Genomic DNA, 15,249 nt, shown 5'->3' with positions numbered 1-15,249 from the left:
GGGCAGGGCGCTAGTGTCCCAGTTCGGACGCAGGCTTTGTAGCGGCTTGATCGTCTGGTTGCGCGTTCGCCCGTCCGGCGCCCGGGTCACCGGGGTCTGTGGGCCGGCAGCCGCTGATATACTCCGGGCTTGTGTCGAATGCCGCTGCAGATGCGGTTCCGAGGCAGGCAGCACCGGCGAGAGTGGCGGAATTGGTAGACGCACTGGATTTAGGTTCCAGCGCCGCAAGGCGTGCGAGTTCGAGTCTCGCCTTTCGCACCATTTTTTCGGGGCTGTCTGGAAGGTCCAGTGGACCTTTCAGCCGAAAAATCCGGAGCAAAGCGGAGGCAGCTGTTCTGCCTTTCGCAAAAAAATACAGAGCGCCCGCCCAGAGCGAAGCGGTCGGAAAGATCATCACCACCTTTACAAGAGTCTTTGAACGATGGAAGTCCAAGTCGAAACCGCCGGCGGTCTGACGCGCCGGCTGCATGTCACGATCCCGGCCGATCGCTTTGAGCGCGAGGTTGGCGAGCGCCTCAAGCGTCTCGCGGGCCGCGCTCGCGTGCCGGGCTTCCGTCCGGGCAAGGCACCGCTGAAGGTCATCCAGCAGCAGTACGGCGCCGACGCGCGCAATGACGCGGTCGGCGAACTGGTACGCCAGACCTGGCCGGAAGCGCTGACCCAGTCGACGCTGCAGCCGGCCAGCTCGCCGAATTTCAATGTCACCGCCGAAGCGGTTGGGCAGCCGCTGGTCTACACCGCCAGCTTCGACGTGTTCCCGGAAATCACGCTTGGCGATCTGAGCCAGATCAAGATCAGCCGTCCGGTCGTCGAAGTGACCGAGGCGGATGTCGATCGTCTGGTCGACAACCTGCGCAAGGCGCGTCGTACGCTCGCCGTTGCCGAACGCGCTGCCCAGGCTGGCGACGTGGTGACTGTCGATTTCGAAGGCAAGCTCGATGGCGAAGCCTTCCAGGGCGGCAAGAGCGACAACGCCTCGATCGAGATCGGCGAAGCGCGCTTCCTGCCGGATCTGGAAAATGGCCTGATCGGCCATTCTGCTGGCGAAACCTTCGATGTGGCGGTCAATTTCCCGGCCGACTATCGCAATGAAGCTCTGGCCGGCAAGGCCACGGTGTTCACCATCGTCATGAAGGAAGTGCGCGAGCCGAAGCTGCCGGAACTCGATGAAGAGTTCCTCAAGGTTCACGGCATCGACGAAGGCGGCGCCGAAGCGCTGCGCAGCAAGTGCCGCGAAGCGCTGGAAGCCGAACGCACTAAGGCGGTCACTGCGCGCGTCAAGCGTGAAGTGATGGACCAGTTGCACGCGATGCATCCGATCGACGTGCCGGCCGGCCTGGTCGGCGAAGAAGTCGATCGCATGCGCACCGAGACGATCAACCGCATCGGTGCCAATCGCGGCAACGACATGAGCAAGATGAAGCCGGAGCAGCTGAAGGCGATGCTGCCGGGCGAGATGTTCGAGCCGGGTGCCAAGGGCCGCGTTGCGCTGGGCCTGCTGGTCGGTGAAGTGATCACCTCGCGCCAGATCAGCATCGATCCGGCCCGCGTCGATCTGGCGCTCGACAACATCGCCGGCGATTTCGAGGATCCGGAAGAAGTGCGCCAGCTTTATCGCTCGCGCGAAGACCTGATGCAGCGCCTGCGCAGCGTCGTGCTCGAAGAGCAGGTTGTCGAGACGCTGGCCGCCGGCGCCCAGGTGACCGATGAGCCGATGTCGCTCGAAGACCTGTTGAAATCACAGCAGCAGGCCCAACCTGCGTAATGGTGCAGAGCAATCTGCACGCGACCGTTCCGACGCTGAGCGTCGGAACGGTCGCCCGACTTGACCCTTAACCTGGAAATCCGATGACTGACCTCCGCAACCGCTCGCAGCTGGTCCCGATGGTGGTCGAGCAGACCGCCCGCGGAGAACGTGCGTACGACATCTACTCGCGCCTGCTGAAGGAGCGCGTCGTGTTCATCGTTGGCCCGATCGATGACTACATGGCGAACCTCGTCGTCGCCCAGCTGCTGTTCCTTGAATCGGAAAATCCGGACAAGGACATTCACCTCTACATCAACTCGCCGGGCGGTGTGATCACTTCGGGCCTGTCGATCTACGACACCATGAAGTTCATCAAGCCGGACGTGTCGACGATGTGCATCGGCCAGGCGGCCAGCATGGGCGCCTTCCTGCTGTCGGCCGGTACCAAGGGCAAGCGCTTCGCGCTGCCGAATTCGCGAGTGATGATCCACCAGCCGTCCGGTGGGGCCCAGGGCCAGGCGACGGACATCGAAATCCAGGCGCGGGAGATTCTCTATCTGCGGGAGCGGCTGAATCGTCTGATGGCGGAGCACTGCGGCCAGCCGATCGAAAAGATCGCGCTCGATGTCGAGCGCGACTATTTCATGAACTCCGAACAGGCCAAAGCGTACGGTCTGATCGACAACATCATCGACAAGCGGGCTCAGGCTCCCGTCGCGAACTGAGTGCAGGTCTGCAGCAATTAGGGCCCGCGCCGACTAGTTGACGCTGCGCGGGCCTGGTTGCGAACAGAACTTGCAGTCATTTTGCTGTCATACGACATGATGCTATAAGGATTCAAGAACCTTGATTGAGGTTGGAAATGCCTGACAACGTACGCAGCGGCACCCAGGGTGGTCGCGTGCTGTATTGCTCGTTCTGTGGCAAGAGCGAGCACGAGGTTCGCAAGCTGATCGCAGGTCCTTCGGTCTACATCTGCGACGAATGCGTCGACCTGTGCAACGACATCATCCGCGAGGAAGTCCACGCCAAGCCACAGGTCAAAGGCTTGCCGAAACCGCAGGAAATCCGTGCGGTGCTGGACGAGTACGTCATTGGCCAGGATCAGGCCAAGAAGGTGCTGTCGGTCGCCGTCTACAACCATTACAAGCGTTTGAGCCAGAAGGGTTCCAGCGATGGCGTGGAACTGTCGAAATCGAACATCCTGCTGATCGGTCCGACCGGTTCTGGAAAGACGCTGCTCGCCGAAACGCTGGCTCGCCTGCTCGATGTGCCGTTCGCGATCGCTGATGCCACGACCTTGACCGAAGCCGGTTATGTCGGTGAGGACGTCGAGAACATCATCCAGCGCTTGCTGCAGAAGTGCGATTACGACGTCGAGAAGGCGCAGCGAGGCATCGTCTACATCGATGAGATCGACAAGATTTCGCGCAAGAGCGAAAACCCGTCGATCACCCGTGACGTGTCCGGCGAAGGCGTGCAGCAGGCGCTGCTGAAGCTGATCGAAGGCACCATCGCCAGCGTGCCGCCGCAGGGTGGCCGCAAGCATCCTCAGCAGGAATTCCTGCAGGTCAACACCGCCGGTATCCTGTTCATCTGCGGTGGCGCGTTCGCGGGCCTCGACAAGGTGATCCAGAATCGTACCGAGAAGACCGGCATTGGTTTCGGCGCCGACGTGAAGTCGCAGAAGGACAGCCATCAGGTCAGCCGCATGCTGCTCGGTGTCGAGCCGGAAGATCTGATTCGTTACGGCCTGATTCCGGAATTCGTCGGTCGTCTGCCGGTGCTCGCCGTGCTCGAAGAACTGGACGAAGCAGCGTTGATCTCGATCCTCAAGGAACCGAAGAACGCGCTGGTCAAGCAGTTCGCCAAGCTGTTCCAGATGGAAGGCTGCACCCTGGAGTTCCGCGAGGACGCACTCAACGCGATTGCCCGCAAGGCGCGTGATCGCAAGACCGGTGCGCGCGGCCTGCGCACCATTCTCGAGAACATCCTGCTCGACGTGATGTACGACCTGCCGTCGATGACCAATGTGTCGAAGGTCGTCGTCGATGAGTCGGTCGCCAAGGGCGAGGCAAAGCCATTCATCGTCTACGAGAACCTCGAAGCGCCGCGTCGCGACGTCAAGAACAGCGCCTGATCGGGCTGATGTCGATCCAGGCGCGCCGCGATTGATCGCGGCGCGCCTTTTTTCTGGCCGGCGTTTATTCGAAGCGATCGTCATCTCGCGCTTGAAAAATACGGCTGGCGGACGCATCACTGGCTAGGCGCATAATTCCAATATCGAAGCATTCCACGATGACCCGAGGTTCGAGCCGTGTCCGGAACCCATGAAGCTGTGACCCCTGTGCTACCTCTGCGCGATGTGGTGGTGTATCCCCACATGGCGATTCCGCTTTTCGTCGGCCGGGAAAAATCGGTCAAGGCGCTGACTGCTGCCATGCAGGACGGCAAGCGCATTCTGCTGGTCGCCCAGAAACACGCTGATACCGACGAGCCCGGTGTCGACGATCTCTATGACACCGGCACGCTGGCCTCGATTCTCCAGTTGCTGAAGCTGCCCGATGGCACCGTCAAGGTGCTGGTCGAAGGCGCTCAGCGTGCGCGCGTGACCAAGCTCGAGATGACCGGCGATTATCTGACCGCCGAGTTCACGATGATTCCGCCGGACGAGAGTGGTTCCAGCGGCAGCGAAGCCGATGCAGTGATGCGCGCGGCGGTCGCCACTTTCGAGCAGTACGTCAAGCTCAACAAGAAGGTGCCGGCAGAACTGCTGCCGAGCCTGACCAGCATGGATTCGCCCGGTCGCCTGGCGGATGCCATCGCCGCCCATCTGTCACTGAAGCTCGAGGACAAGCAGAAAGTGCTCGAGATCGGTGATCCGAAGCCGCGCCTGGAATACGTGCTGGCGCAGCTGGAAGGCGAGATCGACATCCTGCAGATCGAGAAGAAGATTCGCGGTCGGGTCAAGCAGCAGATGGAGAAGAACCAGCGCGAGTACTACCTCAACGAGCAGATGAAGGCGATCCAGAAGGAGCTCGGTGAGCTCGAGGACGCCCCGAACGAACAGGAAGAGCTGGCGCGCAAGATCGCCAAGGCCGGCATGCCCAAGGCTGCCAAGACCAAGGCTACTGCCGAGCTGAACAAGCTGAAGATGATGCCGGCCATGTCGGCCGAAGCGACCGTCGTACGCAACTATCTCGACGTGATGACGCAGGTGCCGTGGAAGAAGGCAACCAAGGCCAACATCGATCTGCCGAAGGCGCAGGATCAGCTTGATTCCGATCACTACGGTCTTGAGAAGGTCAAGGAACGCATCCTTGAATATCTCGCTGTCCAGAGTCGCGTGAAGAAGCTCAAGGGCCCGATCCTGTGCCTGGTGGGCCCGCCGGGTGTCGGCAAGACTTCGCTCGGCCGTTCGATCGCCCAGGCGACCAACCGCAAGTTCGCGCGCATGAGCCTCGGTGGCGTGCGTGACGAAGCCGAGATTCGTGGTCATCGGCGGACCTACATCGGTTCGCTGCCCGGCAAGATCGTGCAGAACCTGACCAAGGTCGGCGTCAAGAATCCGCTGTTCCTGCTCGATGAAATCGACAAGATGAGCATGGATTTCCGCGGCGATCCGTCATCGGCGCTGCTGGAAGTACTCGACCCGGAGCAGAACAACACCTTCCAGGATCATTATCTGGAAGTGGATCTCGATCTGTCCGATGTGATGTTCATCTGCACGGCGAATACGCTGAACATTCCCGGGCCGCTGCTCGACCGCATGGAAGTGATCCGCATCCCGGGCTACACCGAGGACGAGAAGCTCAATATCGCCCGACGTTATCTGATTCCGAAGCAGATCAAGGAAAACGGCCTGAGCGAAACGGAACTCGACATCAGCGAATCCGCCGTTCGCGCCGTGATCCGCACTTACACGCGGGAAGCTGGCGTGCGCAACCTCGAGCGCGAGATGTCGAAGATCGCGCGCAAGGTGGTCAAGCAGGTCTTGCTGAAGCCGACTGACAAGACCGTGAAGGTCACCGACAAGAATCTCGACAAGTATCTGGGCGTGCCGCGCTTCCGTTATGGCCGCGCCGAAGAGGCGAATCAGGTCGGGCAGGTCACCGGTCTGGCCTGGACCGAGGTTGGCGGCGAACTGCTGACCATCGAATCAGCGCTGACGCCGGGCAAGGGCAAGCTCACGCAGACTGGCAGCCTCGGTACCGTCATGCAGGAATCTATTCAGGCGGCGCTCACCGTGGTGCGCTCGCGTGCCAAGCAGCTCGGCATCGATCCGGATTTCTATCAGAAGCACGATCTGCACATTCATGTGCCGGAAGGTGCGACGCCGAAGGATGGACCGTCCGCAGGTGTCGGCATGTGCACGGCGCTGGTGTCTGCGCTGACGTCGATTCCAGTCCGTGCCGATGTCGCGATGACTGGCGAAATCACCTTGCGTGGCGAGGTGTTGCCGATCGGGGGTTTGAAGGAAAAACTGCTGGCTGCGCAGCGCGGTGGCATTCGCACCGTGATCATCCCGCAGGAGAACGTCAAGGACCTCGCCGAGATCCCAGACAACATCAAGGGCAAGCTTGATATCGAACCCGTGCGCTGGGTGGAGGAAGTGCTGCGCATCGCGCTCGAGCGGATGCCGGAAGCCAAGCCAGTCCCTGAAGGCGCAGCGGCGCCGACGCCTGCCAGCACCGAAGGTGTGAGACCTCACTGACCGGCCTGAAATCGGGATTGCAGTGACGCAAATCACTGCAATCCCGAATCTGCCGAGAGTTTAATTGACGCTCTGAAACCCGCTTGATATAAGGATTCTCCAACGCCTGACGACGATTTTCATTATTGAAAGTCGATCTGAAACCACCAAGGGATCCAAGGCTTGGGCGGGACAGAATCCAAGTCATACCGGCGCATGCCGATCCAATAATCCGAGGGGAAAAACCTACATGAACAAATCCGAACTGATCGCGGCCGTCGCCGACCAATCTGGCCTGACCAAGGCTGATGCCGGCAATGCGATCGATGCGCTCGTCGAAGTCATCGGCAAGGCGCTCAAGGAGAACGACAAGGTGTCGCTCGTCGGCTTCGGTACGTTCGCGATTCGCGAGCGTGCAGCACGTACCGGACGCAACCCGAAGACCGGCGCAACCTTGAACATCACGGCCAGCAAAAATCCTTCATTCAAGGCTGGCAAAGCCCTTAAAGACGCTGTAAAGTAGCGGACTCGGTGGGGGGACAGCTTCACCGGATGTAACGGTCGATAGGGTGCTTAGCTCAGCTGGTAGAGCATCGCCTTTACACGGCGGGAGTCGGGGGTTCGAGCCCCTCAGCACCCACCAGTTACAGAAATTATGTAAGCGGAATCAGTAGTTCTGCGGAGCGGTAGCTCAGTCGGTTAGAGTATCGGCCTGTCACGCCGAGGGTCGCGGGTTCGAGTCCCGTCCGCTCCGCCATATATGCAACACGAGGGCGCTCAAAGAGCGCCCTCTTCATTTGCGAGACCCGAAAACATGATGCAGCAAATCCGTGACAGCCTTAACGGTCCTGTCATCGTCGGTGTTCTACTGCTCATCATTGGTATTCCATTCGCATTCAGTGGCATTGAAGGCTACTTCCAGAGCAATGCCAATCCGCCGATAGCGAAAGTCGGCGATAGCAAGATCACTGCTGATCAACTGAACCGTGCGTATGAGCAGCGCTATCGCCGGTTGCAGCAGTTGCTTGGCGAGAACTTCCGCGCTGATCAGATCAACTCCCAGCGCATGCGCGAAAGTGTGCTTCAGGAGATGGTGCAGACGTCCTTGTTGCAGCAGCAGGCCAAGAGCAGCGGCTATCGTGCTGGTGATGCCGCACTGCGTGACTACCTGACTGCAGTGCCAGCGTTTCAGGAGAACGGCAAGTTCTCGACGCAGCGCTACAAGGAACTGCTGGCCCAGAACAGCTACACCACCGACAGCTTCGAAGCCCAGCAACGCGATACGCTGATGGTCGAGCAGTTGCGTGACGTCGTGCTCGGCAGCGCTGTCGTGACGCCGGACGATGCCAAGCTTGCTCTGCGGCTGTCCAAGCAGGAACGCAACTTCCAGTACCTGCAATTCGAACCCGCAAAGTACCTGGCTGATGTCACGGTAACGCCTGAGCAGATCGCGGCACGTTACGAAGAAAGGAAGGCCAGCCTGCAGGCACCTGAGCGGATCAAGCTGGCGTTCGTCGAACTGGCACAGAGCAAGCTGGCCAAGGCTGCCGCGCCAAGCGCAGATATTCTCAAGACGCTTTATGAAGCCGAGAAAGCCACGCGTTTCTCGACCCCGGAAACGCGCAAGGCCAGCCATATCCTGATCAACTTCGGTGCCGACAAGGAAGCGGCGCGCAAGAAGGCTGACGATCTGTATGCGCAGCTAAAGGGCGGCGCGAATTTCGCCGAGCTGGCGAAGACTGCTTCCGATGATCCCGGCAGCAAGAACAAGGGCGGCGACCTCGGCATCATCAAGCGCGGCGATGGCTTGCTGCCGCCGAAGTTCGAGTCCGCGCTTTATGGATTGAGCAAGGCCGGTGACACCAGCGAGCCCGTGGAAACCGAGTTCGGTTTCCACATCATCAAGCTGACCGAGTTGAGCGATGCGCGCACGCAGGCGTTCGAGGAAGCTGACGTGCAGAAGGCCTTGACCGATCTGTACATCAACAAGGAACTGCAGTTGCAGATCCAGGAAAAGAGCAAGCAGCTCGAGCAGCTTGCGTTCGAGAGCGATGCCTCGCTGGAGCCGGTTGCCAAGGAACTCGGCCTGACCATCGAGACCACCGACTGGTTCACGCGTGCCGGCGGTGCGGGCATTGCCGCGAACCCTGCGGTGATCGAGGCCGCGTTCTCGCAGGCGGTGCTCACCGATGGCGTCAACTCCAAGCCGATCTCGGTAGACGCCGATCGTCTGGTCGTGGTGCGCAAGGCCGAGTACGAAGCGCCGCGTCAGCGCCAGCTTGCCGAGGTTGAAGCAACACTCCGCGATGAACTGCGCAACGAGCAGGCGCGTGCCAAGGCGGTTGCCGATGCCAAGGCGGCGCTCGAAGCATTGAAGTCGGGCAAGACGATCGAAGAAGTGGCTGCCTCCCTGAATCTCACCGCGCAGTCGCCAGGGCCGAGCACGCGGAGCCGCAGCGGCCTGGGTCTGGCCTTGCTGGATGCGGTGTTCAAGCTGCCACGTCCTGCTGCGACGACCTCAAGCTATGGCGAAGCCAGCATCGAAGGCGGCGCAACGGCCGTCATAGAGCTCAAGACCGTGGTCGATGGCAGCCTCAAGCCCGGAACAGAACCGGCCGGTGAACTGGCCAGCATTCGTGAAGCGCGTGCCGGTGCCGAGTTCAACGCCTACCACGAGGCCTTGAAGAAGCTCATCAAGGTCGAGTTGAAGGAGTTGCCGGCGCAAGAGCCGGTCGCTCCTTGATCCGCCGCTAGCCAGCACGGCCCCGCGCGATGAAGCTTCATTGGCAAATCGCGATCGCGCTGGCTCTGGCGGTACTGACCGGCGCGCTGGCGTCGGCAGACAGCAGTCTGATCCGCTTCTGCGGCTTCATCGGCGGCCTGTTTCTCAATGGCCTGAAGATGGTTGTCGTGCCGCTGATCGTGTCGTCGATCATCGTCGCCATGTCGACGTTCAGCGAGCCGGCGGCGCTGTCGCGCATCGGTTTCCGCACGATGGCGTTCTACACGCTGACCACATTCCTCGCCGTGGTCGTCGGCTTGGCGATGGTCAATATCGTGCAGCCCGGCATCATCGATGGCCAGCCTGCCAAGGACATCCTCGGTCTCGCCACCGGCAGCGCCAAGGTCAGCGAGCAGGTATCGAGCGCGAAGCTGTCCGACGTCAGCGATGTCTTCTATCGCATGATCACCTCGAACCCGATCAAGGCGGCCGCCGACGGCGATCTGCTCGGTCTGGTGTTCTTCAGCATGATGTTCGGCATCTTCGCGGCGCGCCTGCCGGGCAGCGTCGGCGACGTGCAGCGCGACTTCTGGAACGGTGTCCGCGAAACGATGATGGGCATCACCGGTGTGGTGATGCGCTTTGCCCCGATCGGCGTTTATGCGCTGGTCGCAAAAGCGTTTTCATCGACCGGCGTCGAAGCGATCCGGCCGCTGGCGCTGTTCTTCTTCGCCACGCTCGGCGGGCTTGCCTTCCACATGTTGGTGACGATGTCGGTGCTGCTGGCAGTGATCGGACGGGTCTCTCCGATTCGAATGCTGAAAGCGATGACGCCGGCGCTGCTGACCGGTTTCTCGACGTCCAGCTCGGCCGGCACCTTGCCGGTGACCCTGGAATGCCTGCGCAGCCGCGCTGGCGTCTCCGAGCGTGTGTCCGGATTCACCTTGCCGCTTGGTGCGGCGATCAATCTTGATGGCACCGCGCTCTACGAGTGCGCCGCCGCGATGTTCCTGGCCCAGGCTTACGGCCTGCATCTCGACTTCACGACCCAGTTCGTGATCGTCTCGATGGCAGTCGTCACTTCAATGGGCGTCACCGGTATTCCCTCGGCTAGCCTGGTCGCGATTGCGGTGATTCTCGGCACCATTGGTCTGCCGCTCGAAGGTCTCGGCGTGTTGTTGGCGGTCGATCGGGCGCTGGACATGTGCCGCACGGCGGTCAATGTCTATGGCGATGGCTGCGGTGCGGTGGTCATTGGTCGCCTCGAAGGCGAGCACGACATCCTGAAGCCGCCGCAGTAAGCATCGCGGCTCAACAAAAAGCCCGAAGCGGGTAGTCCGCTTCGGGCTTCTGCTTTGCAATCAGCTGGAGAATCAGCCCGGCGTGCCGGCGTCCAGCGAGAAACCCATGATGCTGAAACCGGCGTCGACGTAGATGATCTGGCCGGTGATGCCCGACGACAGATCGGACGCCAGAAAGGCCGCCGCGTTGCCGACTTCATCGATCGAGATGTTGCGCTTCAGCGCCGAGCCTTTCTCGGCATGCGACAACATGCCGCGGAAGCCCTTGATGCCAGCGGCAGCCAGCGTCTTGATCGGGCCAGCCGAAATGCCATTGACGCGAATACCTTCCGGGCCCAGTTCCGCCGCCATGTAGCGCACATTGGCTTCGAGACTGGCTTTGGCCGGTCCCATGACGTTGTACATCGGCACGGCTTTCTCGGCGCCGAGATAGCTGAGGGTCAGCAAGCTGCCAGCACGGCCCTGCATCAGCGGACGTGCCGCCTTGCCGAGTGCCGCGAACGAGTAGGCGCTGATGTCATGGGCAAGGGCATAGCCTTCGCGGGTCACGGTTTCCAGATAGCCGCCAGCCAGCAGTTCGCGCGGCGCGAAGCCGATCGAATGAATGACGATGTCGATGCCATCCCACTTCGATTTCAACGTATCGAACACCGCCGAGATCTCGGCATCGCGGGTCACATCGAGCGGCAGCACGATATCCGAACCCTGTTCGTGGGCGAATTCCTCGACTCGGCTCTTGAGCTTGTCACCCTGATAGGTGAAGGCCAGTTCGGCACCTTCGCGACGCATGGCCTCGGCGATGCCGGTGGCGATTGATCGCTCGCTGGCAACGCCAGTCACCAATGCTTTTTTACCCTGAAGAAATCCCATGTTTCTCGTTCGTTGTTTGAGTTATTGAGGAATGTAGTGGAGCGGGTAGTCCAGCGTGAAATTCGGACCGGCCTTGGCGCCGAAGTTCATCAGCTTGACGCGTTCGACGATCTTGCGCTCCAGCTCGGGGTCACCATAGCTGCTCGACAGCATCGTGCACGAAACCACCGAGCCGTTCGGTGCAATCGTCAGACGTACCACGATCTTGCCGGCGCCGATGTCGGCATTGTCACGCGCTGCGCGATTGAAGATGGCGTAGAACGGACCCTGGTTCCTGGCGAAAACAGCCTGCACTTCGCTGGCATTGCGACCGCCGTCCGGTCCTGGTGGACCACCCTTGGCCGGACCGTTGCCGCTGCCGAGTGGGCTACTGACCTTGCCGGTGCTGCGCGAGCCAACACCGACGCCGTCCTGCGACGAAGTAACGCCATTGCCGTTCCGGATGCCGCCGCTGTTGGCGGTTGCCGATGCGGCGATGGCATCCGCCGATGCGGCAGAACCGATGCCGCTCTTCGAGGTGATCGTCGACGAGCTCAGCGGCTGATCGCTGGTCGCGCTGGCCAGATTCTGGTCGCGCAGGCTGCTCAGGGCATCCTTCATGGCCAGCAGGCCGGACTTCTCGGCCACTTCCTTCGCCGTCGGCTCAGGCTTGGCCTGGACAACGGTCGGCGGTTTTTCGATCGGCTTCGGCTTTACCTGTTCGATCGGCTTGACCGGCTTCGGCGCTTCCTTGACGGGCTCGACAACCTTTTCCGGCTCCGGCTTTTTGACTTCCGGTTCCGGGAGCAGTTCGACGTATTGGGAGCTGTCGAACTCGGGCAGCGGCTTGGGCTCGGGTGCGACGTAGAAGAAGTGGGTCAGCAGCACCAGCACCAGGGCCGGAATGGCGACGCTGATGAAGATGCGCCGGAATCTGCGATCGGCTTCCTCGATCAGCTGCCAGGCATCCCAGCGAATGGTCCGCGACATGGTCGGCGCGTTCATGGGGTGGCTCCGAGACCGGCGCTACCCACCGCGTTGATCGAACGACGGTTCACCGACAGCGAGATACGCGCGAACTGCGCGTCACCACAGGTCGCCATGATCTTCTTCAGCAGGGCGTAGGGGATGGCCTTGTCGGCCAGGATGTTGACCTCGCCACGGGTCTGCGTGCCGGCCGCTGTCTCGGCGCCTTGCATCGCGACCAGCGGCGAGAGCATCAGCTGCGCCTTGAGCGGCTCCAGGATGTTGCCGGGCGTCGCCTGAGCGTCTTCGAGACTCATGACCAAGGTTCCTTGCCAGGTGACGCCGTCGGTCGACACCGTCAGCACGCCGGTATCGTTCGGCGGCTGCACTGTGGCGGCCAGCGGCAGGGTCAGCGACTTCGGCGTGCGGATCTGCTGCACCGCCGTGGAGCTGAGCAGCAGGAAGATCAGCAGCGACGTGAAGATGTCGATCATCGGCACCAGATTCAGGCCGACCGCACCTGGGGTCTCGGTGCGCTGGGCCTTGCGCAGGATGCGTTTGCGCTTTGCGGAAGTGCGCAGGCTCATGGCTTCTTGGCTCCGGCAACGACCGGGGCATCGCCCAGCGAAATCTGCGGGAACAGTTCGACAGTGTCCGGCCCGGTGGCGGTGAGATCGACGCGGACGGCGTCCATCACCGACACCAGCACTTCGTAGGCAATACCTGGCTCCAGCAGCAAGGTCACCTTGGATTCAGCCGGCAGCCGCTTCTTGGTCTCGCGCATCAGTACCGACAGCGCTTCGAAGTCATAGCCGTCTGCCTTCGATGGCACCGCACGCACGATGTAGCCGTTATCGCTGAGCGCCAGATCGTTCTTGCGGATCAGCACGGAGAGATTGTGCGGCGGCGGTTCCGAGGCCGAGGCGTTGTCGTTCGGCAGATTGATGCCCAGGATCGACAGGCCGATCGAGTTCACCAACAGGAAGAACATGAGCACGGTCAGGATGTCGATCATCGACACCAGATTCAGCTCGGTGCTGCGCTTGCGCCTGACCCGGCGCAGTGCGCGTCGGGTGTCGCGGGAAATACCCTGCATCATCGGCGGATCGTCCCTTTGGTACCGCGGACCATTACTTCTTGAGGCCGAGGCTGTTCAGGAACTTCACCGACGCGATCTCGAGGCTGTCGATCATCTCGTCGGTCTTGGTCACCAGCCAGGCGTGGATCAGCAGCAGCGGAATCGCCGTGATCAGGCCGAAGGCGGTGCAGTTCATGGCGACGGCGACGGCGGCCGACAGCTGATCCTGCTTCTGTGCCGGGTTGACGCCGGAGACCGCCGTGAAGCCGGCGATCAGGCCCACGATGGTGCCGAGCAGGCCGAACAGGGTCGCCACGTTCGCGAAGGTAGCGAGGTAGTGGGTGCGACGCTCGAGCTGTGGCGTTACTTCCATCAGGCTCTCTTCCATCGCCAGCTCGACTTCCTCGCGGCTGGTCGCACCGCGCGAGCGTGCGAGGCCGTAGCCGAGGACGCGGCCGATCGCTGTCGTGGAGGAGGCCGCAATCGCTTCGGCTTCTTCATGACGGCCGGCGTTGACCAGCGGCATCAGCTTGGCCCAAACCTCGCGGTTTTCGACGGAGGCGCGGCGCAGGTAGATCAGACGTTCGATGGTGATCGCGAGCCCGATGACGAGCACGACCAGGATCGGGTACATGAACTCACCGCCGGCTGTGAAGTAGCGAATGACGGTGGAAAAAAACTCCATGGGAATTCCTCGGTTTCGGGTTGCTTGAGAGAAGTGAGAGTGTTACTTCGCAGCGCCTTGACGCTTGCGGAATGCAGTGATCGTTTCGTAATACTCGATCTGGCGACGGAAAGTTGCCGGATCGATCGGTTCCAAGGCTTCATCTACCAGACGAGCGGGGCGATCAAGTCCGCGCTCGGCGTAATCATCCTTCCATGGCGTGATGTAGAGGCCGATCGGAGATTCCTGATCGCCAATGATCGTGGTGCCCGAGGTTGCATCGGCCGGAATCGGTGCATCAGCAGAACCGGGCACGGGAGCCGTCGACGCAGCAGCGGGCGCTCGCGTAGGAGCAGCAGGAGCAGGAGCAGGCGGCGCGGGAGCCGGTGCCGGATTATTGGATCGTTGGATCTCGATGATCGGCCCTGCCGTGCTGCGGTTCGATGGAATCCGGACCTGCGGTGTGGCGACCGGCTGTTCTTCCTGTGCCTGCGCCGGGATCGAGGCAGCCAATAGCAGCGTCGCCGAGCAGGCGGTGGTCAGAAGTCGGGAAAGGTTCATGGCTTGCTGGCTCCAGCAGGTGCGGGCGCAGCCACTGCAGCCGGAGCCGGCGGCAACTGCGCTTCGATTTCGCGAATCCAGGCGGTGACGATCAGCTTGTCGCCACCGGCAAGACGCTGGTACTCGCGGTAGTGGTTCAGCGCCTCCTGCGGACGGCGCAGATAGAGATCATTCAGCAAACCGAGATTCAGATGTGATGCGGCGAGGCCCGGTTTGAGGCTCAGCGCTTTCTGATAAGCCGTTTCGGCTTTCTGATAGTCCTTGTTCTCGCGGTACAGCGTTCCCAGCCAGTTCCAGGCGGTTGCGTTGTCCGGGTTCAGACGGGTGGCCTTCTCGAAGTTGTCGAGCGCGAGCGTCGGCTGGTTGGACTTGGCCTGCAGGATCGCCAGATCAGTGAATGGTCCTGAGAAACTCGGGAAGTCACGGGCCAGGAGCAGGAAAGCGTCACGCGCTTCCTTGGTCTTGCGTCCCTTCATCAACTTCAGGGCTTCGTCGAAACGCACCTGAGGATCACCCTTGTCGGCGGTCTTCTTGGCATCCACCGGGGCTTCCGGCTCTGGCTTGGTTACGACTGCGGGTGCGGTCCGCTTCGGTTGGGAGCCGCAACCGGCCGCCAGCAGGGCGACCATTGCAAGACCGAGCCAGCGGGAAGCGCGCGGCATGCTCAT

At 61.4% G+C, this 15,249-nt stretch carries 14 protein-coding genes and 3 tRNA genes; 10 read left to right on the top strand and 7 right to left on the bottom strand.

Features of this window, described 5'->3' with window-relative positions; genetic code table 11:
- Positions 1-176: 176 nt before the first annotated feature.
- From G513_RS0112060 to G513_RS0112015, 10 genes are all read left to right on the top strand, one after another.
- Positions 177-261 (top strand) — tRNA-Leu (locus tag G513_RS0112060).
- A gap of 160 nt (positions 262-421) precedes the next feature.
- Positions 422-1,765, top strand: a complete 1,344-nt coding sequence (gene tig, locus G513_RS0112055; RefSeq protein WP_022977099.1) for a trigger factor — start codon at positions 422-424, stop codon at positions 1,763-1,765.
- An 83-nt stretch (positions 1,766-1,848) separates the two neighbouring features.
- On the top strand, positions 1,849-2,472 hold the full coding sequence (gene clpP / locus G513_RS0112050; protein ID WP_022977098.1) for an ATP-dependent Clp endopeptidase proteolytic subunit ClpP: 624 nt from the start codon (positions 1,849-1,851) through the stop codon (positions 2,470-2,472).
- Positions 2,473-2,609: 137 nt separating this feature from the next.
- Complete coding sequence (gene clpX / locus G513_RS0112045; protein ID WP_022977097.1) at positions 2,610-3,887, top strand: ATP-dependent Clp protease ATP-binding subunit ClpX; 1,278 nt, start codon at positions 2,610-2,612, stop codon at positions 3,885-3,887.
- A gap of 243 nt (positions 3,888-4,130) precedes the next feature.
- Positions 4,131-6,461, top strand: coding sequence for an endopeptidase La (lon, locus tag G513_RS0112040; protein ID WP_084711499.1), 2,331 nt, complete (start codon positions 4,131-4,133; stop codon positions 6,459-6,461).
- 229 nt (positions 6,462-6,690) lie between these two features.
- On the top strand, positions 6,691-6,963 hold the full coding sequence (locus G513_RS0112035; RefSeq protein WP_022977095.1) for an HU family DNA-binding protein: 273 nt from the start codon (positions 6,691-6,693) through the stop codon (positions 6,961-6,963).
- A 44-nt stretch (positions 6,964-7,007) separates the two neighbouring features.
- Positions 7,008-7,083, top strand: a tRNA-Val gene (locus G513_RS0112030).
- Positions 7,084-7,120: 37 nt separating this feature from the next.
- Positions 7,121-7,197: transfer RNA gene (locus G513_RS0112025), tRNA-Asp, on the top strand.
- Between the two features lie 57 nt (positions 7,198-7,254).
- Positions 7,255-9,183, top strand: a complete 1,929-nt coding sequence (locus G513_RS0112020) for a SurA N-terminal domain-containing protein (RefSeq protein WP_022977094.1) — start codon at positions 7,255-7,257, stop codon at positions 9,181-9,183.
- A 29-nt stretch (positions 9,184-9,212) separates the two neighbouring features.
- A complete protein-coding gene (locus G513_RS0112015; RefSeq protein ID WP_022977093.1) occupies positions 9,213-10,463 on the top strand; it encodes a dicarboxylate/amino acid:cation symporter in 1,251 nt (416 codons plus the stop codon).
- Positions 10,464-10,535: 72 nt separating this feature from the next.
- Here the strand turns inward: G513_RS0112015 and G513_RS0112010 are convergent, their stop codons facing one another.
- The 7 genes from G513_RS0112010 to G513_RS0111980 are packed head-to-tail and all read right to left on the bottom strand — an operon-like array spanning position 10,536 to position 15,249.
- Positions 10,536-11,333: an enoyl-ACP reductase FabI gene (locus tag G513_RS0112010; RefSeq protein ID WP_022977092.1), complete on the bottom strand. Its 798-nt coding sequence runs from the start codon at positions 11,331-11,333 to the stop codon at positions 10,536-10,538.
- 21 nt (positions 11,334-11,354) lie between these two features.
- Entirely contained in the window at positions 11,355-12,317 is a 963-nt protein-coding gene (locus tag G513_RS0112005; protein ID WP_022977091.1) for a TonB family protein, read from the bottom strand.
- A complete protein-coding gene (locus tag G513_RS22750) occupies positions 12,314-12,865 on the bottom strand; it encodes an ExbD/TolR family protein (RefSeq protein ID WP_022977090.1) in 552 nt (183 codons plus the stop codon). The genes G513_RS0112005 and G513_RS22750 overlap by 4 nt, the downstream gene beginning before the upstream one ends.
- Positions 12,862-13,377 carry an ExbD/TolR family protein gene (locus tag G513_RS0111995; RefSeq protein ID WP_022977089.1) on the bottom strand — a complete coding sequence of 172 codons (516 nt, stop codon included), beginning with the start codon at positions 13,375-13,377 and terminating at the stop codon, positions 12,862-12,864. The genes G513_RS22750 and G513_RS0111995 overlap by 4 nt, the downstream gene beginning before the upstream one ends.
- A gap of 31 nt (positions 13,378-13,408) precedes the next feature.
- Entirely contained in the window at positions 13,409-14,041 is a 633-nt protein-coding gene (locus G513_RS0111990; protein ID WP_022977088.1) for a MotA/TolQ/ExbB proton channel family protein, read from the bottom strand.
- A gap of 42 nt (positions 14,042-14,083) precedes the next feature.
- The gene (locus tag G513_RS25810) at positions 14,084-14,581 is read right to left on the bottom strand and encodes a hypothetical protein (protein WP_156891618.1); all 498 of its coding nucleotides are present in this window, start codon (positions 14,579-14,581) and stop codon (positions 14,084-14,086) included.
- Positions 14,578-15,249 (bottom strand): tetratricopeptide repeat protein, encoded by a 672-nt coding sequence (locus G513_RS0111980; protein WP_022977086.1) that lies wholly within the window; start codon positions 15,247-15,249, stop codon positions 14,578-14,580. The genes G513_RS25810 and G513_RS0111980 overlap by 4 nt, the downstream gene beginning before the upstream one ends.

The sequence above is a fragment of the Nevskia ramosa DSM 11499 genome, from assembly GCF_000420645.1.
GTDB lineage: Bacteria > Pseudomonadota > Gammaproteobacteria > Nevskiales > Nevskiaceae > Nevskia > Nevskia ramosa.
This window is presented reverse-complemented; position numbering and strand designations above follow the sequence as displayed.